The organism is Planococcus sp. MB-3u-03, from assembly GCF_002833405.1.
Classification (GTDB): Bacteria; Bacillota; Bacilli; order Bacillales_A; family Planococcaceae; genus Planococcus.
The window spans coordinates 477,321-500,636 of record NZ_CP025135.1; the positions used below are offsets into that span (position 1 = coordinate 477,321).

The 23,316-nt window shown below is 50.3% G+C and carries 19 protein-coding genes and 1 pseudogene; 10 read left to right on the forward strand and 10 right to left on the reverse strand.

Features of this window, described 5'->3' with window-relative positions:
• The first annotated feature begins 54 nt into the window (after window positions 1–54).
• On the forward strand, window positions 55–459 hold the full coding sequence (locus CW734_RS03705; RefSeq protein WP_101189488.1) for a hypothetical protein: 405 nt from the start codon (window positions 55–57) through the stop codon (window positions 457–459).
• 59 nt (window positions 460–518) lie between these two features.
• Here the strand turns inward: CW734_RS03705 and CW734_RS03710 are convergent, their stop codons facing one another.
• A complete protein-coding gene (locus CW734_RS03710; protein WP_101189489.1) occupies window positions 519–1,643 on the reverse strand; it encodes an MFS transporter in 1,125 nt (374 codons plus the stop codon).
• Between the two features lie 191 nt (window positions 1,644–1,834).
• Here CW734_RS03710 and CW734_RS03715 point away from each other — a divergent pair, with 191 nt between their 5' ends.
• The 4 genes from CW734_RS03715 to CW734_RS03730 all read left to right on the forward strand — a co-directional run bounded on the left by CW734_RS03715 (window position 1,835) and on the right by CW734_RS03730 (window position 5,047).
• Window positions 1,835–2,728 (forward strand): diacylglycerol/lipid kinase family protein, encoded by an 894-nt coding sequence (locus CW734_RS03715; protein WP_101189490.1) that lies wholly within the window; start codon window positions 1,835–1,837, stop codon window positions 2,726–2,728.
• A 297-nt stretch (window positions 2,729–3,025) separates the two neighbouring features.
• Window positions 3,026–3,811: an AraC family transcriptional regulator gene (locus CW734_RS03720; protein ID WP_058381804.1), complete on the forward strand. Its 786-nt coding sequence runs from the start codon at window positions 3,026–3,028 to the stop codon at window positions 3,809–3,811.
• Between the two features lie 143 nt (window positions 3,812–3,954).
• Window positions 3,955–4,752 carry a membrane protein insertase YidC gene (gene yidC / locus CW734_RS03725; RefSeq protein WP_101189491.1) on the forward strand — a complete coding sequence of 266 codons (798 nt, stop codon included), beginning with the start codon at window positions 3,955–3,957 and terminating at the stop codon, window positions 4,750–4,752.
• Window positions 4,753–4,801: 49 nt separating this feature from the next.
• Window positions 4,802–5,047 carry a hypothetical protein gene (locus CW734_RS03730; protein ID WP_101189492.1) on the forward strand — a complete coding sequence of 82 codons (246 nt, stop codon included), beginning with the start codon at window positions 4,802–4,804 and terminating at the stop codon, window positions 5,045–5,047.
• A 213-nt stretch (window positions 5,048–5,260) separates the two neighbouring features.
• Here CW734_RS03730 and CW734_RS03735 read toward each other — a convergent pair whose 3' ends face one another.
• Window positions 5,261–6,412 (reverse strand): 3-phenylpropionate MFS transporter, encoded by a 1,152-nt coding sequence (locus tag CW734_RS03735; protein WP_101189493.1) that lies wholly within the window; start codon window positions 6,410–6,412, stop codon window positions 5,261–5,263.
• Window positions 6,413–6,536: 124 nt separating this feature from the next.
• Between CW734_RS03735 and CW734_RS03740 the strand changes: the two genes are divergently transcribed.
• Window positions 6,537–7,409 (forward strand): M15 family metallopeptidase, encoded by an 873-nt coding sequence (locus CW734_RS03740; protein WP_101189494.1) that lies wholly within the window; start codon window positions 6,537–6,539, stop codon window positions 7,407–7,409.
• Window positions 7,410–8,322: 913 nt separating this feature from the next.
• Here CW734_RS03740 and cls read toward each other — a convergent pair.
• From cls to CW734_RS03765, 5 genes and pseudogenes are all read right to left on the reverse strand, one after another.
• Window positions 8,323–9,779, reverse strand: a pseudogene (cls, locus tag CW734_RS03745) (cardiolipin synthase).
• A 180-nt stretch (window positions 9,780–9,959) separates the two neighbouring features.
• The gene (locus CW734_RS03750; RefSeq protein WP_101189495.1) at window positions 9,960–10,790 is read right to left on the reverse strand and encodes a squalene/phytoene synthase family protein; all 831 of its coding nucleotides are present in this window, start codon (window positions 10,788–10,790) and stop codon (window positions 9,960–9,962) included.
• 167 nt (window positions 10,791–10,957) lie between these two features.
• Window positions 10,958–11,677: an HAD-IIB family hydrolase gene (locus tag CW734_RS03755; protein ID WP_232787146.1), complete on the reverse strand. Its 720-nt coding sequence runs from the start codon at window positions 11,675–11,677 to the stop codon at window positions 10,958–10,960.
• Window positions 11,622–12,884, reverse strand: coding sequence for a glycosyltransferase (locus tag CW734_RS03760; RefSeq protein ID WP_101189497.1), 1,263 nt, complete (start codon window positions 12,882–12,884; stop codon window positions 11,622–11,624). The genes CW734_RS03755 and CW734_RS03760 overlap by 56 nt, the downstream gene beginning before the upstream one ends.
• A gap of 157 nt (window positions 12,885–13,041) precedes the next feature.
• On the reverse strand, window positions 13,042–13,893 hold the full coding sequence (locus CW734_RS03765) for an MBL fold metallo-hydrolase (RefSeq protein ID WP_232787147.1): 852 nt from the start codon (window positions 13,891–13,893) through the stop codon (window positions 13,042–13,044).
• Between the two features lie 152 nt (window positions 13,894–14,045).
• On the opposite strand from CW734_RS03765, the gene CW734_RS03770 reads away from it, so the two are divergent.
• Window positions 14,046–15,167 (forward strand): NAD(P)/FAD-dependent oxidoreductase, encoded by a 1,122-nt coding sequence (locus CW734_RS03770; protein WP_101189499.1) that lies wholly within the window; start codon window positions 14,046–14,048, stop codon window positions 15,165–15,167.
• A gap of 300 nt (window positions 15,168–15,467) precedes the next feature.
• On the opposite strand, the gene CW734_RS03775 is transcribed toward CW734_RS03770, so the two are convergent.
• Entirely contained in the window at window positions 15,468–16,619 is a 1,152-nt protein-coding gene (locus tag CW734_RS03775; protein WP_232787148.1) for a helix-turn-helix domain-containing protein, read from the reverse strand.
• Between the two features lie 227 nt (window positions 16,620–16,846).
• Between CW734_RS03775 and CW734_RS03780 the strand changes: the two genes are divergently transcribed.
• The 3 genes from CW734_RS03780 (at window position 16,847) to CW734_RS03790 (ending at window position 19,524) form a co-directional block, all read left to right on the forward strand.
• Entirely contained in the window at window positions 16,847–18,136 is a 1,290-nt protein-coding gene (locus CW734_RS03780; RefSeq protein WP_101189500.1) for an MFS transporter, read from the forward strand.
• A gap of 127 nt (window positions 18,137–18,263) precedes the next feature.
• Complete coding sequence (locus CW734_RS03785) at window positions 18,264–19,118, forward strand: SDR family oxidoreductase (RefSeq protein ID WP_101189501.1); 855 nt, start codon at window positions 18,264–18,266, stop codon at window positions 19,116–19,118.
• Window positions 19,119–19,206: 88 nt separating this feature from the next.
• On the forward strand, window positions 19,207–19,524 hold the full coding sequence (locus CW734_RS03790) for a DUF5658 family protein (RefSeq protein WP_101189502.1): 318 nt from the start codon (window positions 19,207–19,209) through the stop codon (window positions 19,522–19,524).
• A gap of 37 nt (window positions 19,525–19,561) precedes the next feature.
• Here CW734_RS03790 and CW734_RS03795 read toward each other — a convergent pair whose 3' ends face one another.
• Window positions 19,562–20,749 (reverse strand): MFS transporter, encoded by a 1,188-nt coding sequence (locus tag CW734_RS03795; protein ID WP_101189503.1) that lies wholly within the window; start codon window positions 20,747–20,749, stop codon window positions 19,562–19,564.
• A 137-nt stretch (window positions 20,750–20,886) separates the two neighbouring features.
• Window positions 20,887–23,274: a heavy metal translocating P-type ATPase gene (locus CW734_RS03800; RefSeq protein ID WP_101189504.1), complete on the reverse strand. Its 2,388-nt coding sequence runs from the start codon at window positions 23,272–23,274 to the stop codon at window positions 20,887–20,889.
• Window positions 23,275–23,316 lie beyond the last annotated feature (42 nt).

Below are 23,316 nucleotides of genomic sequence, written 5' to 3' on the forward strand. Positions count from 1 at the left end.
TTAGGCGATTAGGGTAAACAAGGGATAACAAGAAAAGTAAAAGGAGTGCTGCAAATGGCTAGGAAAAAAGGTGGCGGCAGAGGCTTGCTTTTGGCAGGACTGGCAGCCGGTGCATACGCATATTTCAAAAAACCGGAAAACCGCGAGAAAGCAACTGTTGCATTTAATGATGTGAAAGCGAAGGTGAATGAGTATATGGAATCCCAAAACTTAGACCAGAACAAAAACCAGCAAGACCAAAAAACTGAAGGCTTGGACAAGACCGACTTGCAGGAAAACAAGATGACTTCTGAAGGCGGTACGCAAGCAACTGTCCAGTATTACAATGAAAAAGAGCAGAAAGAAAAGAAAGAAGACAATGACGATGTGAAACTTTCTTCAAACGATGACAGCAAAGAAAAATCGGAAAACACCGATTCGGTTTCGTCCGAGCCGCGTTTGAATACCGATAAGCTGTAAATTCCAAAAAGACCGTCCTGGCACCTGTGCCGAGGCGGTCTTTTTCGTTGCCGAGAAAATCAGCGTTCGAGCGTTAGCCAATTGGCTAAAGCGATCGACAGCAATAACGCACCGCTGAACAGGAAACCGCCGTCTGCAGTGAGTGCCAAAGCCCCGGTGACTCCGGATCCTGCAACGACGCCGATAGAGAAAAAGGCGTAAAAATATCCGTAAGCCCGCCCTCTTGAAGCGGGTTCTGTGGCATCGATCAATAAAGAATTGATCGAAGGGAACAACAGCGCGAAACCGAAGCCATACGTACACATCGCCGCATACAGCAGCGGTTCTGATGAGATATTGGCGAGCGCGAAAAGCGAAGCCCCCATGATGGCAAAGCCGATGATCAAAGTAGTGATCGGGCGGACGGCATCGAACAGCCGATTGATCGGCAATAGAAAGACCAGGATGGCCGACAAGCCGAATGCACTCAGCAATAAGCCGCTCAGCTGAGTGGGAAACCCGAGCGCTTCCACTTTCAGCGGCAGCATATAAGCGAGCACGCCTTGGGAGAACATCAAAAAGAACGCGCCTGAAAACGAGCGCCAAAGCCCAGAGTTCCATTGGAAAGCTTGGCGTTTAGCCGAAGAACTGTCCGTTTGTTTTTTTACTTGATGTGTCCGCAATAGAAAGAAGGCTGCAATCGCGAGCAAGCCGATCAAGGTGCCGGTGACAGCCATGGTTTCCGGAACGCTGCCCCGGCTCGTATAAATCGCTCCATAGGCGGGGCCGATGATTGCCGCAAGGCCGACGAAGGCCCCGGAAATCGCTGCGTTTTTGCCGCGGCGGCTATGGTCGGTGCGGTTCGCTAAATAAGTGAACGCAGCCGGTACCGTCAATCCGGCAGCCAAGCCATGAAGAAAGCGGATGGCAAGGAGACTGTAAGGGCCGTCCGCCAAGCCGTAGATGAACAGCGCCACACTTGTCGTCGCAAGCCCTGTCAGCAAGATGGCGAAAGGCCCTTTGCGGTCGGAGAATATGCCTGAGATGATATTGCCGAATGTATTCGACAATGAATACATTCCGACAGCCAAACCCGCCAAAAACGGACCGGCGCCGAGCGATACGGCAAACGGGCTGATGATCGGCAGTTGGGCAAATAAATCGAAAAACGCGAAGAAGATGATAAGATAAATGAAAAAGCGCAAGGGGGTCCCCAACTTCCTTTAAGATGTAGTGATGAGTGGAATTTCCAACTTCGGCGGCGTGTGTGTGACTAGGACCGGCGCGGGCGAAAGGCGCCTGATTGAAAAGAAATAAATGCGGCAAGGTGGATTACATTCCGCTTTGTTTAGGGTATTGAAACACATGACCTTATTATAGCACCGGAGGGAAAAAGATGAAAAAAGCGATGTTTATATGGAACCCTTCCTCAGGGAAGGAAAAAGCGGCGGATTATAAAGATTTTGCCGAAAAGACATTAACGGAAATGGGCTACGAAGCCGATACGCGTGAAACGACAGGGCCGGGAGATGCCACGCATTTTGCCGAAGAAGCCTGCGAAAAACAGTATGACCTTGTCGTGGCGATGGGCGGCGACGGAACGATCAACGAAGCGGTATCGGGTTTGGCAGAAAAAGAACATGAACCGCTTTTCGGGTTGGTTCCACTCGGCACAGTCAACGACTTTGCGCGTGCGCTCGGCATTTCATTGGATCCGGAAGAAGCAATTGAAGGCTTGAAAACGGGACGTGAAAAACGTGTGGACATCGGAAAAGTCGGCGATCAATACTTCATGAACATCCTGGCGATCGGTGAAATCGCCGAATCGACTTATGAAGTGGAGCCTGAACAGAAAACGAAGCTTGGGGCCTTTGCTTATTTCGTCGAAGGTGTCAAAGCAGTCACTTCCGATGAAGTCACTACGTTCGTCATCGAGCATGACCACGGTACCTGGGAAGGCGAGGCCAAGCTCGTCCTTGTGGCATTAACCAATTCGGTAGGCGGCTTCGAAAAGCTGGCGCCGGAAGCATTGACCGATGACGGCCTGCTCCATTTGTATATCGTGGAAAACGCTGCGCTTCCGGCATTTGTCCGTATGGCGACTGCGTTGGTACGAGGCAAATTCGAAGAAGATCCATCGGTGGAAGCCATCCACACGACGCGGGTCTCGATCCGTACGAGCGAACCGCTGTCTTGTAATATCGATGGCGATGAAGGCAGCACTACGCCATTTGATATTGAAATCATGCCGCGCCATATTCGGGCGGTCGTCCCTGGGGAAACCGACTAATAACTGCCGCGTGAAAGTCGATCGGATATAAATGCAGCACAGAACAGGCCGTTTATCATCGACGGCCTGTTTTGAATTTTGTAAAACATTGGAAATTGGAACTTTTCGTCGCTGAAACGTATAGTTAATGTATAATTGGTTTTAACTGTTACTGATGTCATATGTTTGAAAAATAAATTAGCTCAATTTACTTAAAACTTGTAAAATTATCTGTAAAACGCTATTATTATTATTTATTCAAGCAGTTCATTAAATGAATAAGTTCGTTAAATTTTTACATAGAAAGCCGGGGAGAAGATGAATATACTCGAAACGCCATCCATTCAGGAAACTATTTCCAGAATCTTTATGAACGAAACGGAAAACGTCGCACAGCTGGAGGGGCTCGAACGTTTTTTTGAAGTGGAGACTCAATTAATGCACGAAATCCATAACCTGGAGAAAGACCGTGCTAAAGAAACATTGCGTGAATTGATCGACATGCTCGCCCTTCATGCAGGAAAAGATATCATCCGTACCGTCCGCAATTATTACATCATTTTATCGTCCGTCATGGCACGTAAATTGTATGAAATGCGCGTACCGCCGAAAAAAGCGTTCGCTTTCAATGCAGCTTGTGTCGAATTGGTCGATAAGCATATGAATGATTCGGAATTCATGTACGTGGCCGATGAATTGATCGAATTTTTCACATCGATCATCTCGGAACGTAAACAGCCATCATTCGGCCACCAAACCGTCAATAAAGTCGTCATTTTCATCAACGACGAAGTGGAGCGCGACTTGTCAGTAGAGGAAATCGCCAAACACTTCAATATTTCAACCAGCCACCTGTCGCGCATTTTCCGCGAACATGCAGGGATTACATTGGTGGAATACTTGAACGTGCGACGCGTGGAAGAATCGCAATATTATTTGCGCCATTCCAATAAAGGGATTTCGGAAATCTCCAAGCAGTTCCATTTCTGCAACCAGAGCTATTTCACGCGGATCTTTAAAAAATATACCTCGGTCACGCCGAAGCAATTCCGCGACAGCCAGCATATTCCTTATTTCCGCTATACCTTGCCGAATGCCAAGTAAAGGAGAAGCAATTCTCCTTTTTTCTTATGCCTAATTTTTGTCACAAGAAATGAAAAAAGCAACCAGTCCCGGGACAGTGCATTGAATTTTTGCGGCCATATCGTTATACTTCTTAGTAGTCCAAAAAGGTGAAGGTGACAAACGTGAAAAAGAAACTTACATTACTGCTCATGCTTGCGGCAACGATCGCTTTCTTGAGTGGCTGTTCAGCAGTTGAAAACAAAGAAGGATTTTTCTACACGATTTTTGTAGCGCCATTTGATTTCTCGCTCGATTATTTAGGGAACCTCTTCGGGGGAAGCTACGGCATGGCGATCGTGGTCATCACGATCATCATCCGCCTCGTCTTGATGCCGTTCATGCTGCGCACGTATAAGCGCCAGCAAGGCATGAAAGTGAAGATGGATAAAATGCGCCCAGAGATGGAAGATATCCAGAAGCGATTGAAGGAAACCAAGGATAAAGAAGAGCAAATGAAGCTCCAGCAGGAAATGATGGGGCTTTACAAGAAGCATGACGTTAACCCGCTCAATATGGGTTGCTTGCCGGTCGTCATCCAGATGCCGATCATCATGGGCTTGTATTTTGCGATTCTCTATTCGCCGGATGTGCGCTCGCACGAATTCCTATGGTTCAACCTTGGCACGCCGGATATTGCCATGACCCTCATTGCGGGTGCGGTGTACTTCTTCCAGGCGAAAGTGTCGCTTTGGACCATGCCGGAACAGCAGCAAAAGCAGATGAAATTCTTCATCTACCTGTCTCCGATCATGATCATGTTCATCTCGTTCACATCGATGGCTGCATTGCCTGTTTACTGGGCAGTCGGCGGGATCTTGTTGATCATCCAGACGTTCATCGGCCGGAAATTCTATTCGGAACATCCGGAAAAAGCGCTGGAAGCGGTTGAAGAAACTGAAACAGCCGACAAGAACAAATAAACAAAAAAGCCGGCGCAGCTGCCGGCTTTTTTTTCAGGAGAGATCATTGATGAACCCGAAAATTTTGCAAGGAATCTTGATTTTATTACTCAGCATACTGGCGATCGTCTTCCTGTTCATGGGCAGCATGGAAATTGCCGTATTGTTCATGACGCTCTTGTTCGTTTTGACTAATACGTTCCGCTATAGACAAATGAAAGAGCGCGGTATGGACCGGGAAGCGAAATGGATGAAAGGCATGGCGATCATCTTCGGCATTTTGTTTTTCGTCGTCCTTGGCACGATCTTTATCTAATGAAAAACAGCACAGGCTAATTAGCCTGTGCTGTTTCTGTATAATGGTGTTTATCTTTTTTGCGTTCTTCCAAAAGAAAGTCCAACTGACTCATGAGGGTCAGCAGGTCATGCTTTGATATCTTTTTCAAAATTCCCAGCTCCCTTAACAGTTATGCCAAATTATTCGGCGCAGTGGCGGCCGTTAAGGGGTCGGAACATTATTTTAAATATTTTAATAAGCAAAGCGTTTGCGTGTCAACAACACCAGCACCACTGCTGGAAACGAAGACGCCGCCATCCCGAGGAATGAATAGCCCGGGGCGATTTCGTATAGATAGCCGCCCGCGAAAGTCAAAAGTGCGACACTCAAGCTCATGCCGAGTGCGGCATACATGCCTTGCGCCGCAGGGATATTGACAGGATCGAGCTTTTTGAAGATATAGCGGATAAAGGCGAAATGCGCGACGCCGAAAGACAAAGCGTGAAGCGTCTGCGCCAAAATGAACACCCAGACCGATGGAAATAGGAAAATCAAAATCCAGCGAACGGTCGAGCCGATGCCTGCCAGCAGGAACATCGACGACACCGACCATTTCTCGAACAGCGTATCGGCTTTGACGAAAAAGACGATTTCAAAAATCACGGCCACATTCAAAATTAGGCCGATATAGAAACTGTTGACGCCGATATCCTGAAGGTAGATAAAGCCGTAATTATAATAGGCCGCATGAGCTCCCTGCAGCAGGATGGACACGACGAGAACGGTTAAAAACCCTTTTGATTTCAGCAGTTCCGCTGTGGCGCTTGGCCCTTTCTTCGTTCTCGGTGCCGGCCTTGATTGCAGCGGGACAGGAGAAGCAAGCGATTGAGTGACAGCCATGAACAGCAAACCTAGAAGCATGATCCATAAAATCGCATTTTCCTGCCAGACAGCGGTAGCCGCCCCGACAATCAATAAAGCAATCGTATAGCCAAGCGAACCATAGGACCGGCTTTTGCCGTAGTGAATGCGGTCGGTCTGCATCAATACGGTCGCGCCGCTTTCCATCGCAGGCAATAGATTCGGATAGATAAAGCTGAAGGCAAATGTGATGATGAACAACAAGGTATAGGAATTGGCCGGGATATAGAACGCCATTACGATAAATGAAGCGATGGCAAGAATCTGCATCAAGCGCCCAAGCGAGAAAAGCCGCGTCAGGAGCGGGAAGAAAAACAAAGTCGACAACGACCGTGCGACCATGCCGGTCCCCATGATGACGCTGGCTGCCGAAACGCTCAGTCCTTTTTCATTTGTCAGCCAACCAGTCCAATAAGGCAAAAAGACGCCCCAGGTAAAGAAAAACGCAAAAAAGTTCAACGATAGCCATTTTTGATTGTGCATAAATAAATCTCCACTCTTTTCCAGAAGTCTGATTAAAGTATACCGAAATATTTTCGCGCCAGGGGAATTTCCGGAAAGAAAATGATAGAATGGAAAAGGAATTGACAGGAAAGTTGGCCAGCCCATGAAATCGACAAAAAAGAAAAACGAATTCGACAAGAAATTTTATATAAAATGGATGGTGATCGCAATGACAGCAATCTGGGCAGCAATTGCCGCAGTCTGGCTCTCTATGCATAATTGGGATACAGAAGAAAGCATGAAAGCATTAGCACAGGCCTTTACCGAACAACCGGCAGAAACCGAGCAGCAAGCTCCGGCAGAGGAGGAACCGGCAGTGAAAGAAGAGCAAGAAGCGACAGAAGAAACCGAACAGCCTGACGCACAACCGGAAGAGCAGCCGAAAGAAGAAACGCCTGCACCAGCACCAGCACCGAAAGACGCCACCGTCTATCCGAAGATCGATCAATTGCCATCAGAACCTACAATCGTGAACGGCATCCTGCTGGCGAATAAACAGCATCCGCTGCCGGAAACGTATGCACCTGGCGAAAACGCGGACGCCCGCAGCGCATTTGACTCGATGGCACAAGCTGCCGCTGAAGACGGCCTGCAATTGGTCGCCTTCAGCACATACCGCGAATTTGCACGCCAAAAACAATTATACGAAGGCTATGTCGCAAAAGATGGCCAGGAAGCAGCCGACCGCTACAGCGCACGCCCTGGCTACTCTGAACACCAGACAGGCCTCGCTTTTGATATCGGTGAAGCCGGCCAGGAACAGCACTGGGCATCTTCTTCCTTCGGCGACACGGCAGGAGGCAAATGGGTAAAAGAAAACGCCCATAAGTATGGATTCATCCTGCGCTACCCGCAAGGAAAAGAACAGATCACCGGCTATATGCATGAATCCTGGCATTTCCGCTATGTCGGAAAAGAAGCCGCCGCCGCAATCTACAACCAAAACATCACCTTGGAAGAATATTTGGGGATTTGATCGACAAGCGAATAAATGGAACCGGCCGTTTTCCTGAAAGGGGAGCGGCCGGTTTTTTATTGGATATTATTTGTGAGGAAGTGTCACTGTCAGTTGTCTTCATCCGCTGGTATCGACACTTAGCTGGACTTGAGAGTGAGATGTGTCGGCCGGTGATTATTTCAACGTGAAGCAATCGCCTCCCGCTTGGGGCATGCCTCCCGCAATAAGCCAAGAAGAACACTTGTCTTATTGCTTCGGCTCGCCCGTATGCGCGGTTCGGCTTTTAGATTTCATTGGATGTTGCGTGCGAAGACGTTTCACAGTTAGTTAATTTCATCCACTGCCGGGGACGCTTAGTTAGACTTGATAGTGAGGTGAAACGTTCGTTGAGTATTTTATCGTGAGATAGTCGCCTCCCGCTTTGGGCATGCCTCCCACCATAAGCCAAGAAGGGCACTTGTCTTATGGCTCCGGCTCGCCCGTGTGCGCGTGTCGGCTTTAAGATTTCATTGGATATTGAGTGCGAAGACGTGTCACTGTTAGTTGTTTTCATCGGCCGGTGGGGACGCTTAGCTGGACTTGGTAATTGCAGAGAAGTTCCACGCGTTATTCAATTTGAATTTACGAAGATGGTTAAAGTTTTTCACGCTTACTTCAGTGTATGATGAATTTCATTTCCTCTCTAAAACTAGAGATGGAGCGGAAAGGGGCCGACGCCGGAGGGACCGCGCGGGCTGGCGAGACAAATGTGCTGCGTCCTTTGCAGCACATTGGCTCAACACCCGCCCCTCGGCAAGCGTGCCCCTTGCAGCGAAATCTCCACCACCATACATTTCCACTATCATTTTCTGATTTAAAAACCCCATCACATATACAATTCACCAAACGAAAAAACGCCCCTTCCATATGGAAAGGGCATTCGCTGGTTTGATTAAAGAATCGGTGCCAATAGGCGGGCGATGGATTCCTTCGATTTGATCATGCGGGTTCTCGCCATATACATCTCATAAGTCAGCTCCGACGACAATTCCGTATCCTGCCTGAACAGGTCGGCCAATTCCATCGACACCTTCTCATCATAAATAAATGCATTCACTTCAAAATTCAACTTGAAGCTGCGGACATCGATATTCGCTGTCCCGACCGTCGAGGCTTCGTCGTCAATGACGATCATTTTCGTATGCAGGAAGCCGTTATCGTAAATGAATACCCGGGCCCCGGCCCGCAACATCTGACCGGCGTACGAATACGTTGCCCAATAGACGAAGGGTGGTCCGGCTTGTTCGGAATCATGATGCGCACATCGATTCCGGACAGCGCTGCAATCCGGAGGGCGTCATAGAAACTCGCATCCGGAACGAAATACGGCGTCTGGATGTAAATATATTCGCGCGCCAAATGGATGAGCTTTAAATAGCCATCTTTAATTTGTTCCCATTCCTCGTCCGGGCCGCTGGAGACGATCTGCATCGAAGTCGATCCTTCTTCAGGCTGTGGAGGGAAATACGCTTCATCGTATTCAATGTCATGCCGGGCGGAAGCCTGGTTCCAGTCGAGGATAAAGCGCGTCTGGAGCGGGTAAAGGGCATTTCCTTCCAGCCGGAGATGCGTATCGCGCCAATAGCCGAAGCGGCGGTTGAGCCCGAGGTATTCCTCCCCGACGTTAAAGCCGCCGATATAGCCGACCTTTCCATCAATGACGACGATCTTCCGGTGGTTCCGGTAGTTCAGCCGGGGATTGATGATTGGCATGATGGAGGGAAAGAAGGTTTCCACTTCGCCGCCGGCTGCTGAAAATTCCTTGAAATGGCGTTTGCTCAAACTGCGGGAACCCATGTCATCATACAGCAGGCGTACTTTTACGCCTTCTTTCGCCTTGGCGAGCAAAGCCTCCATGATGCGATTGCCGAGCTGGTCCAGCCGGAAGATATAGTATTGGATGTGGATATGGTCCTGTGCCTGTTCGATATCCCGAATCAGGGCATCGAATTTTTCCCGGCCATCATTGAAGATTTTCACATGATTGTTTTGGGTCAACAAAGCACCGTTATTGCGCAAATGCAGGTAAATCAAATTGCTGTAATCCTTCGTGCTGACATCTTGAAAAGGAAAGGTGCCATCATGGATTTCATTCATTTGATGGGCGATCAGGCTTTCGATCCCGATGCGTTTGCGGCCTTCTTCCCATTTGAAGAGCTTTTTTTGCCGCAGCTTACGCCCGAGCAATAGGTAAATGAAGAACCCGGCAATCGGGATAAAGAACAAAACCAATAGCCATGCCCAAGTGGAGGAAGCATCCCGGCGTTCCAGAAACACCAGCGCCGCTGCCAAGAAAATATTCAAGATGAAGATTGCAGCAGTCAACACACTGATAATGGTGACGGTCATGGCCATTCTCCTTTGTGGATAATTGTGTATTGCCTCTAGTATAGACTAGTTGTGTAATTGAAAGAAAGGAAGAGCTGAATGGATGTTATTTCCTTATTATAACTTTTATTGTAATTAAATTCCTCGCAACTTTCCTGACTATAAAAAAACTGCACTCTGCGGATGAGAGTGCAGTTTTATTTAGCTGAGGCGTTCTTCTTCTTTTAATTGTTCGACAATGCCTTCGACTTCCTGGCGGCTCATCTTTTCCTTGCCGGATTTGAGCGCTTTTAAGGTGCTGTGGGCCAGGGCAAGCGGCACTTTGCAGAACATGAGGATGCGTTTGTTTTTGATGGATTTTACGTATTGGTCGGCTTGCGACAGGTTTTCGCGTGCATAGCTGAACATATCGTCGCGCGTCCAGCCGTCCGGGACGAATGTGACGCCGCGTTCGTAATCTTCATCGTAATTGCGCAGCATATTGACGGCCTGCAAACCGCGTCCGAATCCGATGGCGAGTTCTGTATCGGTTTCGGTGCCGTCATGCCATCTCCAAAGATCGGAGAGCATGACACCGACGAGCCCGGCGACATAATAGGTGTAATCGTCCAGGTCTTCGCGCGTATGGATGACCCAGTCTTTTTCGACCCATTTGGCCATGCCGCCAGCCATGATGGCTGTCGATTCAAGAACTTTTCCGCGGATTTCGGGCGGGCATACTTCGACCCAGTCTGGGAGCCGCATCGTCACGGATGGCAAATAGTCCGCGTAAGGGGCGACAAGCGCCGCGTATTCCGTTTCATCAATATCCGTTTCGAGCATATGTTGGATGGAGCGCAGAAGAGACGCTTTCACTTCAGCTGGAAGCTCGGGATGATCTTCAATTTCATCGATTGCGCGCATGCACAAATAGGCGGAGCCGACGGTTTTTTTCAGGACAGGATCCAAAAAGCTGATCGGAATGAAAAAGGTCCGGCTCGTTTGTTTCAGCATCGCGAGTGATTCTTTTTGCAGATTGGCGACTTTGCTCATCTTCAGTCCTCCTTTATGTGGATTTCAAACGTGCTTATGTATGGGCGTGGCCCACTTGATTCGTAAAATGTCTTCCTTCTAAATATAAACGAAATGGCTGAAAAAACAAATGATTACCCATAGCGCCACAAGAAAACCCTTTGGAAGAAACAAGTTCTCCAAAGGGTTCAGTCTACATGAAAATGGTTCCACGCTTCGTAAATCCCGCCGGCGCAGTGGCGATTCGCGCGAAAAATGAGCGGATGCTCTTCGTGGGTTTTGAGTTCCGGCTGAGCGTTTCCGACGATGACGGAAGGGAAGCCAAGCGTCAGCATTTCCAAGTCATTTCCGGAATCGCCCGCGACCAGCAATTTGGCATCGGAAATTCCATGGCGTTCCAGTAAGTAGCGGAGTGCCTGGCCTTTTCCGCTATTCGGCGGCAGGATATCCAAATCCTTGCCGCCGCTGAAGATCAGCTTATGGGGCACTTGTTCTGCTTCGAGAAGATTGCGGAATTGTTCGACCGCTTGTGCATCCGTGACATGGTAGGAGCGCCGGCTTGTTACAGGCAAATCCTGTGGGGTCAAGCCGTCGATTGTCTTCGCTAGCGCTTCGATTTGTGCAGGCGCCCAATCGTCCATCAAACGGGTTTCCCAATGTTCATCTTTCAGAAAACCGGTTCCCATATAGATTTCAGTCCCGACATCGGTGACGAGCGCTTTAGGGATCGGGAGCCCTTCATCTGCAATCAGCTGTCGTGCCGAAGCGAGATGGCGGCCGGTAATATAGATCAAGCTGACTTCGTAGGGCTGCTGCTCATAAAAATCCAGCAATTCCTTCAGTCCGGCTCTGTCACCGACTAAGGTTCCGTCCAGGTCGGTCGCTAGCAAGTGTGTTGCTCCGTTCACGGATGATCACCTCATACAATGTATTTATTCTTTTTGAAATACTAACCCAGTTGAAATCTTTACGGGCGATGCGCACCGCTTGGCGGCTAAGGCGTTCAACCAGCAGTGAGTTGACGGAAAGTACTTCCATGGCAATCGCCAAGTCGATTTCGTTCTGCGATTCGACAAGCAAGCCGCTGACACCGTCTTCGACGACATTTTTCAAGCCGCCGACTTTTGAGGCAATGACTGGGCTGCCGCAAGCTTGTGCTTCAGCTGCAACCATGCCGAACGATTCGTAGAAACTCGGGACGATGGTGGCTGTAGCTGAATTGAATAGCAATGCCAATTGCTCTTGGTTTTTGGGGCCGACAAAGCGGACATGCTGTTCAATGCCTCGCACTGCTTTACGCAGTTCGGGGTCTTTCGGCAATCCTGTTTCCGTATCGATGGCATCAGGTTCACCGCCGGCAATCACCAATTCAGGCGTGTAGCGGCTGCCGCTTTTTTCTGCAAGAAGCTTGAAAGCTTTCAATAAAGTGAAGATGCCTTTCGTTGCTTCCAGACGGCCTGCAAAAACGAAGAGAGGATCCTCGTAGCCGAATTTTTTCCGGATATGGTGTCGGCTGCCGCGGACGCGGAACGCCTCGTCGACTCCGATGGGGATTACTGAGATGGGAGAAGCGGCGGAAACGTTCTCTTTAATCACTTGTTTTTCTGTATTTGTCGTCGCCAAAATATGGTCACTATGGGCAAGTACGGTTTCTTCCGCTTTTTCACGCCGTGCGTCATGCGTGCCGGTCGCTTCTTCTTTGGCCCATCCGAGCGAGTGGGATGTATGGATATAAGGCAGCCCGAATTCTTCTTTGAGCTTCTTGCCGATCAATCCCGAAAGCCAATAATGGGTGTGGACGATATCATAATTCGATAGCGGCAATAGCCGTTTCATTTCTTTATAAAATGCCGGGAGCATGGAGTACATTTCATTTTTTGAAACGAATCCTTTATAGCCGGCTTCTACACGGATCACACGGCAACGTTCACCGAAATGTTCCACTTGTGGGGCATTTTCATCGCACCAATGGGTAACGACATCCACCTGCCACCCTCTGTTTTCAAGAGCGAGTGCCAGTTGCTTGACGTAATTGTTTTGGCCGCCTGCTTGCTTTCCGCCGAGCTTTGCCAAAGGATCGCCATGGTCTGATACAAAAAGCACTTGTTTGGTCATTGTCGTTCATCTCCGTTCATTAGTTCCTCCCTGAAAAAGGCGGGAGTGCATATTATGTATACCCATATTTAGGTAATGGTAAACAGGATTTCTGAAAAGTTCCAAAACTTTTATTGGCAATAAAAAAGAGCACCTATGTAAGCGCTCTTTTAATTTTTCATTTCGTATGGACAAACTTTCCATAAGATGGAACGGCGACATCCGGGAAATGATCCGCCAGTTCGACAAGGCCTTTCGCCAAGACAGAACCTTTCATCGGCTTGCCGTGCCCGGTGGCAGCGAAAGAAGGTTTCAAGTCGACCAGTTTGGACACCGATTCCCAGGCAGCGCGCCAATCGGTCGTTAAATACACCGGCGGGCCATGCACTTCTTTTTTCTGGCGCATCACTTTATAAAGTGAATCCTGCTTGACCGTGACAAATGCATCTCCTGCGATCAATACGCGGCCGACGTCCTTGAAGAACGAGACATGTCCTTTTGTATGGCCGGGTGTATGGAGCCAGCGCCAATTCGGCAAATCGGGAATGCTTCCATCTGCCGGAAGCTCCACCAAATGCTCGGAAATATCGATGGCTTTTACCGGGAACGTCTTGGACATTTTCGCGACCATTCCGCCTTCTACAGTGGAATCGGGTTCTGGATAATCTTCTTTTCCGGTCAAGTACGGGAATTCCTCAGGATGTGCGTAGACAGGGACCGGGTGCTTTTCAAGAATATCGATGAGAGCGCCGACATGGTCGAAATGGCCGTGCGTCAGCAAGATGGACTGCAATTGCTGGTCCGGGCCGAAACGTTTTTCAGCTTCCTTTAATATCTTTTCGGCGGAATGCGGCATGCCAGCGTCCACCAATACCCAGCGCGGGCTGATAGAAGGGTTCCCGATCAAGAAGACATTGGAGATTTTCGTCGTATAGCAATAAGTATCCGGAGCGATTTCGATGCCCGAGCCGCTGCGGATCGATGTCATCGGCATGATGGCCTCAGTTTCAGTGCTACGTTCCATAAACATTGATTCCTCCTTCAGATTCGTCCATTGGATTTTCTTCATATGATTGCTTTACCCGAAATGAAGATTTCCAATCCAGCCCGGCACAATTTGAGTCTCCTGCCGCGATTCGTTAGAATGGAAAGAAGAATGTCAAGGAAGCAAGGTGCAGAAAAATGAAATCGATCGTCATCATCGGCTCGGGCATCGTCGGGGCAAGCGCGGCGTATTACGCAGCAAAAGCAGGGAACAGCGTCACATTGATCGACCGGGCGGACCGCGGCCAGGCGACAGGTGCGGCAGCAGGCATCGTCTGCCCGTGGATCTCCCAAAGGCGCAATCAGGCCTGGTACCGTCTCGCTTCAAACGGCGCCGCTTATTACCCTGTGCTCATCAAGGAACTCGAAGCGCTCGGTGAAAAAGAGACCGGCTATAAACAAGTGGGCATCGTCAGCATCCACGAAGAATCGAAACTCGACAAGATGGAACAAAAAGCGCGCGAACGCCAAGCGGGATCTCCTGAGATGGGCGAACTCGAACGGCTGACGCCGGAACAAACGAAAGCCAGGTTCCCGTATGCGGGCGATCGCTACGGCTCTTTGTATGTCAGCGGGGCGGCGCGCGTTGACGGTGGCGCCATCCGTGATGCGCTTATCCGTTCTGCCAAGCGACTGGGCGCAAAATTCATCCAAGGTGATGCCAAGCTGCTGATAGAAGCGGGACAGGCGACAGGCGTGGAAGTGAAGGGGGAGAGCTTGGCTGCAGACCGGATCATCTCTGCTGGCGGCGCGTGGGCTGCGGAGCTGTTCAAACCGCTTGGGCTTCACTTGAAAGTCGTTCCGCAAAAAGCGCAGATTTTGCATTTGCAATCCGCCGACACGGGAACAGGCGACTGGCCGGTTGCGATGGTGCCGTTTGGGCAATACATCGTGCCGTTTGAGGACGGGCGCATCGTCGCCGGTGCGACACATGAGAACAACGCAGGATTTGATGACAAGCTGACGGCAGGAGGCATCTTTCATATCCTGGAGAAAACTTTGGACGTCGCACCCGGGCTTGCGGCAGCCGAATTCACGGGAGCCGCGACCGGGTTCCGCCCGGCGACACTGAGCGCCTTGCCGTTCATCGGGCAAGTGCCGGGGCAAGCGCAGCTTTTCGCGGCCAATGCACTCGGTGCGTCGGGCCTCACGGCAGGTCCTTATCTCGGCATGCAGCTCGCGAAACTTGCAACTGGCGAAACAACGGATCTCAATATTGGTTTATATGATATTGAAGAAGCTTTCGAAGAAATTAAATAAGAAAAGGCAGGAGACCCGGGTCTCCTGCCTTTTCTGTATTCAAGAATCAAAGCCCTGTTTTGGTATTTGAAGACGCGTTTGCTCGTGAATGCTTTTGCTTAATGATGCAGAGCATTACATCGCACAAAAACTGCTCAGTAATGCTCTGCATTACATCGCAAAGATAAGCTCTCCCGTAGTTCGATCTTATCTTTCCTGCCGTTTTTATTATGAAGCTATAATTTCAATCCGACTCGCCGAAAATTTTCTGGTAGGTCTCCAAGATGAACCGCTTGTACGGAAGCTCCGGCATCGGCTCGATTAACTTCTTGGCCTGTTGGGCATAGATTTTTGCTTGCTCGTGATCTCCCATCTGTTCGAAGATGAGTGCCATATACGCTTCTTTTCGTAATGCATCGACAAGTCATATGGGTGGTGGATAAAGCGGTTCATGCGATGCTGCTTGAAGCAGTCAAGCGCCTCCTCGATCCGACCCATGCCGAAGAGTGCCTTGCCTTTTTCCAGAAAATAAAAATCCTCTTCATCCAGTAGATGGCGCATTTCTTCGAGTAGACGGTCTGCTTTTTCGTATTCATGAGTAAACGAATTCAAATAATGGATTTCGATGGCCGTGGCATAGGCCCCAATTTCCGGGTCCTCCGAAAATTCCGCGAAAAGTTTAAGCTTCCCGATGTAATAATCTTTGCGCTCCAAGTCGCCAGCGAGCAAAGCTTCAAAGCCTGCCAATCGATATAAGGCATTGATCTGGTAGAAAATTTGTCGTTTTCTGGAATATGAAATCGCTTCTTCCATCAAGCGGCGGGCATTTTCTTTATCACCGGTTGCGGAATACAGGATCGATTCGTAATAATCGAAGTCGAGTTTTTTCAATGGATCCAGAACACCGGCTTGCTCTTCAATGATCTTCCGCGAAGCTTGCAATGACGCCAAAGCTTCAGCGTATTGGTGGTCAGTGAATTTCATCAGCGCGCGGAACATATGAAGATCGGCGACAGAATTAATCAAATGCAATTGTTCGTAAATTGCTTCCGCGCGGTCGAACGCCGGTTTCCAGTCATAGCGTTTCGTGTGATAGCAGCAGCGGCTGTAGATTTCAAGCAGCCGCGCCGCTTCATAGCGAAACGGCAATTTCTCTACATAAGAATGAATGCGCTCTGCGATTTCCTCATATCCCGCTATCATCTCATCGCCCGTTCCGGAGACCTTCCGATACTTTTCTTCAATTTCATCGAGCAAAGCGCGAAGCTCCGCGGTCGGCATCTCCTGAAGTAATTCATTGCGCTCGATCCCGAGCCGCTCGGCAATATAGGAAAGGCTCTCCATCGACGGATTCGCTTTGTTGTTCTCGATCAAACTGAGCATGCCCTTCGACAGTTGATCTCCGGCAAGTGCCTGCAAAGTCAGGCCCTGCTGTTTTCGTATCTGTTTAATCCGTTCTCCCAAAGATGCCATAAACTCACCTGCTTTTTTCGTATATTTAGTGGCGCCATGCTTTCATGCATGCGCCGATTCTTTTGAAAATGTGATTTTCACTTTCATTGTAAACCAGCCCGATGCCCCGTGCAGGAAATGAATTAAGAATATAGTTTAATTATATTAAACTTTTTCTTGTAATGCGAATAAAAGCGTGATATATTTTGTTTAATTAAATTAAACTTTTTGAAAAGGGAGCGAGTAACATGAACGAAGCGGGTAAAATCAAACAGGCTACGTACCATCTGTATACGTTCACCATCAGCAAACTGATTTCCACATTCGGCAGTTCGGTTTACGCATTCGGCATCAGCCTCTACGTCCTGGCTTTGACCGGTTCCGCCGCCAGTTTCGCCGTCAATTTAATCTGCAGCATTCTGCCCCGTACCTTGTTTGCTCCGTTTGCCGGCTATATCGCGGACAATTACCCGAAAAAAGCGGTCGTGCTCTTGTCCCAATCGGCGAGCGTGCTGTCGGTTGGCGGGCTATTGCTCTACAGTATGTCGAACGGCTTGTCGCTGGCAGCGATTTACACGGCGACCGCATTGATTTCCGTCAGTTCCATGTTCACAAGCGTCGCCTTTTCATCTTCCATTGCCAATTTGATCGACCCGGACCGTATCCAAAAAGCGATGGGCTATAACCAATCGGCACTTGCCATCGCCACAATCGGCGGGCCGGTCATCGGCGGCATGCTGTTCGGCTTCGTGTCGATGAATGTCTTCTTGCTGATCCAAGTGGTCGCCTATGCGCTCGCTGCGGCACTTGAGGCCACGATGAACTTCCGGCTTTATACGAGACGCACTGAAACAGAGAACGCAGAAGACAAGCAAGGCGTCTGGCAAGGCATGAAAGAAGGCGCAGTCTATCTACGGAAAAACCGCGTCATCACCGTCATTGTCACGACGGCTGTCGGCTTGAATTTCTTCTTCTCCGCCTTGATGATTGGCTTGCCGTTCATCGCCGTCCAGCAATTAAAAGTGCAAGCCACACATTTCGGCTTTATTGAAGCGATGATTGCGCTCGGCATGCTGCTGGCATCGATTTATTTCTCAGTGCGCAAGGAAGTCAAGTTCCCCCTGCAATTTTCAAAGCGCGCCATCATCGTCATGTCACTGCTCCTTGCGGCTGTATCCCTGCCACTTGTCGCCGGCTTGTCCTATTGGGGCAATGTCATCTACTTGCTCGTCTTGATGCTGGCGTTCGGCATCTCCAATGTCTTCGTCAACACGCCGATTGGGGTCATGATGCAAAAAGACGTCGACGAAGAATACCGCGGCCGCGTCTTCGGCATCCTGGAATCGATGGCGATGGCCATGATGCCGCTTGGCTATTTGCTGTTCGGCTTGCTCTATGACCTGGTGCCGGCGCAATATGTGTTATGGGCTTGCAGCCTTTGCCTGTTGATCTTGACGGCTTACAGCATGCGCCCGGCCATCATTCGCGAAGCCTATCCGGAACTTGCGGAAAAACCGCTCCATAAAGTATTGTCCTGAATCCACAACAACCGCCTTCTTTCGAATAGGCGGTTGTTTTTTGCGTCCAAGCGATTCCATGTTTTAGGAGAACGTGGAAAGGGAAAAGCGGAGGAGATATAAAACTCGAGAAAGGTAGGGATGCACGATGAAAGACAAAGTGGAAAAAGTGCCGGCGCAGCATCAGGAGCGCCAGCCTGGATTTGAGAATGAAATGAAACCGCACCCGGATTTCCAGGGGAATCTGGCAGGGGCTTCACAGCGTTTGCCTGGCAAAGTCGCGCTCATAACCGGCGGCGACAGCGGAATCGGCCGCGCCATTGCCGTCGCTTTTGCAAAAGAAGGGGCAGACGTGGCGATTTCCTATTTGGACGAACACGAAGATGCCAAGGAAACGAAGCAGCTTGTCGAAAAAGAGGGGCGCAAATGCTTGCTTATCGACGGAGACATCGGCAACGAAGCGTTTTGCAAGGAAGTCATTTCACAAGTGATCGAGGAATTCGGAAAACTCGATGTGCTGGTCAACAATGCCGCAGAGCAACATGTACAGGAATCGCTTAAGGACATCACGGCAGAGCAACTGGAGAAAACATTCCGCACTAATGTCTTCAGCATGTTCCACCTGACAAAAGCGGCACTGGACCATTTGAAACCTGGCGCATCGATCATCAATACGACATCGATCACCGCTTTCCGCGGCGAGCCAAGCTTAATTGATTATTCTTCTACAAAAGGCGCGATTCTGGCATTCACCCGCGCCTTGTCCGGATCGCTCGCAAAAGAAGGCATCCGGGTTAACGGAGTCGCACCCGGCCCGATCTGGACACCGCTCATCCCGGCTTCTTTCCCAGCGGAAGAGGTCGAAGGATTCGGAAGCGGCACGCCGCTCGGGCGGCCAGGGCAACCCGATGAACTGGCCCCGGGATATGTCTATTTGGCTTCAGACGACTCATCGTACGTGACGGGCCAAGTACTTCATATAAATGGAGGCACTCCATATTAAGCGTTTTTAGGCATTCAATCAGTCGAACTGATCGAATGCCTTTTTTATCCATAATAAAATTAATTTACAGGGAGGAGAGGTGCGTGACATGTCCGAGCAATTGAGAACGCCGCTAAAGAAACCGATCTGGACATTGGTCGTGTTGAATTTAGCGGATGGTTTTTTGACTTATTGGGGGCTGCTTGCGGGAGCGATCGAAGAAGCGAATCCTTTGCTCAGCGGCTTGCCGCCGCTTGCGATCTTTTCGGTTAAGCTGTTGTTGTCCGCCTGCCTTGCCGCGTTCCTCTTCACCCCGCTCGTGCGGCTCGAGTCCCGAATCTGGCGCTATTTCCTTCTGGCAGCCAATTTTGTGTATGTTGGCATATTGTCGCTTCACATCATCTGGATCGCTTTATTGTATCTATGAAAAAAATCCCCGGACAGCCGAGCTGTCTGGGGATTTTCTATGCCCGGGTCTGGCCGGCTTGTTGTTCTGTATAGCGCAACGATTTTTTGGAAGCTTTGAACAGGACGATCAAGATGATGCTGAAAATGGCCAATCCGCCCGAAAGATAATAGATGGCGCCGGATTGCATCGTGAGCAGCCACGTGAAAAACAGCGGGCCGATAATGCGCCCGAGGTTGTCCATCGAGTAAGTCATGCCGGCCGCTGTGCCGTATTTGCCGCCCGCTTCTTTCGAAGTGAGCGAGACGAGCACGGTGCGCGCGAGGGCGTTGCCGGCAGTGAAGATGCTGAGTGCGACACCTGCAAACACCAAGCTGGTTGTAAACGGCAATAGCACCAAGCCTAGCGCGGTGACGATCTGTGCGCCGATGATCCATTGCGTCTCGGTGCCGTTTTTTACACGGCGGACAACGCCGCCTTGAATCGCGGCATCCACAAAGCCAGAGGCCATGAACAAATAGCCGAGCTGGAGCGGGGTAATTTGGATTTGGTCAATCTGGAACAATTGGAATGTCGACTCCAAGCCCGCGAGCAGGAACGTCACCATGAAAGAGAACAGGAACAAATAACGGATACGGTAATGCCAAAGCGTGCTGGCGCCTTTTGGCAACAGCTTGCGTTTGACTGCTTCGCCTTTGCGGACCGGTTCTTTCAAGACGATGCTTGCATAAACCATCAACAATAGCACAAGGGCAGCTGAGGCGGTGAATGGCAAGGATAAGGAGACCGCGCCGAGCAAGCCGCCGATCGCCGGCCCGAATATAAAGCCGAGCCCGATCGACATGCCGAGAAGGCCCATGTACTTATTGCGCTCTTCATCGGTCGTGATATCCGCAACATATCCCGTGACGGCTGTATAAAGCGCACCCGAGAACAAGCCGCCGATAACGCGAGACATGTACAGCAGGATAAGATTATCGAGAAACAGCGAGAACAGGAAAAAACTGAGCGCGAATCCGGCAAGCCCGACCAAGATCAGCTTTTTGCGGCCGGTGCCGTCGGATAATCTGCCCCATAACGGCGCGGTGAAAAAGGACGAGAGGGCATATATCGTAATTAATCCTCCGACGTGGATGTCCGCATAACCTTGCTGGACGATCACTTCAGGGAGTATCGGAATGATTAGGCCGAAGCCAAGATAGACGAAAAACTGGACGGACATGAGCAATAAAATGGTTTTCTTCATAAAGGAATTCCTGCTTTCTGCAAAGACTGGTGTTTTCATTTTACTCTTGTTTGCCACTCAGAACAACGGCAGCCGAAAAAGATGGACAACGAAAAGCTCCCGCTTGCCTGATGGCAGCCGGGAGCTTTGGGAATCGTTTACTTATTCAATTTTACGCGCTGCAAACGCAATGCGTTCATGACAACGGAAACGGAACTGAACGCCATCGCGGCGCCTGCGAGCCAAGGCGCGAGGAATCCGGCAGCGGCGATCGGAATGCCGACCGAGTTATAGGCGAGCGCCCAAAACAGGTTCTGTTTGATGTTGCGGACGGTCAGGCGGCTCATGCGGACGGCATCCGCAACGCGCATCAAATCGCCTTGCATCAAGGTGATGTCGGCCGCTTCCATGGCGATGGCAGTGCCAGTGCCCATGGCCATGCCGATATCGGCGGTCGCAAGTGCCGGTGCATCGTTCAAGCCGTCTCCAGCCATCGCGACTTTGCGCCCTTGTTCTTGCAGTTTCGCAACATGTCCCGCTTTTTCAGCCGGCAGGACACCGGCGACGACTTCATCGATGCCGACTTGTCTGGCGATGGCATCGGCGGTGCGCTGCTGGTCACCGGTCAGCATGACGACGCGCAGCCCCATGCGTTTCATTTCTTCGACGGCGGCTTTTGCAGAATCCTTGATCGTATCTGCGACAGCGATAAGGCCCGCGTATTTTCCGTCGATGGCAATGAACATCGCAGTCTTGCCGTCTTGTTCCAATCGTTCGGCCGCTTGTTCGTCCACTGTAATGCCATCGAGCAAGCGGCGGTTGCCGACCCAAACATCCTGGCCATCTACATTCGCTTTGATGCCGTGTCCAGGAACTGCTTCGAATCTGCTGACACCAAGCCCTGCAGCCCCGAAGTCTGCAATTGCCTGTGCAACGGGGTGCTCGGATTCGCTTTCTGCGCTGGCAACAAGCCGTTTGACTTGTTCGGCATCGACATCCGGCACTGGGATAAAGTCGGTAACAACCGGTTTGCCGTTGGTGATGGTCCCGGTCTTATCGAGCACGATCGTGTCGATATGTTTCGTCGTTTCCAAGGATTCCGCCGTTTTGAACAATACGCCTTGTTCAGCGGCGCGTCCAGAACCGGCCATGATCGACGTCGGTGTCGCAAGCCCCAGCGCACACGGGCAGGCGATGACGAGAACGGCGATCGTGCTGGTCAATGCTGACCCGAAATCTCCAGGGGCGACGAGGAAGTACCAGATCAAGAAGGTCACGATCGCAATGCCGACGACAATCGGAACGAAAATGCCGGAAATTTGGTCGGCGAGCCGTTGAATCGGCGCTTTCGATCCTTGCGCCTGTTCAACGACACGGATGATATTTGATAGTACGGTATCTTTGCCGATCTTATCGGCGCGCACTTTCAACGAACCATTGGCGTTGACGGTTGCGGCGTATACGGCGTCGCCAGCCGACTTATCGACCGGCAGGCTTTCACCTGTCAGCATCGATTCGTCAACGGCGGAACTGCCGGAGACAACCGCTGCATCGACAGGGATCGAAGCGCCTGGTTTGATCAACAGGATATCGCCTTCTTTGACGTCTGCGATCGCAACACTGACGAATTCTTCGCCGCGTTCGACGAGCGCATGCTGCGGCTGCAGCTTCATCAGTTTCTTGATGGCGTCGGACGATCGGCCTTTCGCACGCGCTTCAAATACTTTGCCGAGAACGATCAAGGTGATCAAGACGGCGCTCGTTTCGAAATACAAGCCCATATTGTGGCCCATGCCTAGGTTGGCGAGGACCAGGTAGACGCTGTAGAAATAGGCGGCCGAGGTACCGAGTGCGACCAATACATCCATATTGGCGCTTTTGTTTTTCAATGCGAAATAGGCGCCTTTATAGAAGGTCGCGCCGACCCAGAATTGCACCGGTGTCGCGAGCGCCCATTGCACGAACGGATTCATCAGGAATTCCGGGACGTACATCCAAGACGTGAACGTGAAATGGCTGAACATCGTCCATAGGAGCGGCAACGAGAAAGCGGCAGATATCCAGAATAGGCGGGTCTTTTTCTTGATTTCCTGTTCCTTGTAATCGGTCGCTTCCTGTTGGTCCTGCTCAAGCACGGCGTCATAGCCGAGCGATTGGATTTTTTGAACGAAAGCCTCAGGCGTTAAGGTTCCCGGGCTGTAGACAACGTGGCCGCTTTCTAGTGCCAAGTTAATCGTCGCGTGTTCAACGCCGTCCATTCGATTCAGCGCCTTTTCAATGCGCGCCGAACAGTTCGCGCATGTCATGCCTTGGATCGAAAAGTCGACTTCTTCTTGCTGGATGCCATAGCCGAGCTGTTCGACTTTTTGATGCAGATCGCTCAGTTTGGATTGTTCATCATCGTAATTGACCGATGCTTTTTCGGTTGCAAAATTGACCGTCGCCGACGATACGCCGGGAAGTTTCTGCAAGCCTTTCTCGACCCGGTTTGCACATGCGGCACAGGTCATTCCGGTGATCGGCAATTCCGTTTGCTTAGTAGCCATGTATAATCCCACCTTCATACCTTATAGGGGTATATTGTTTTG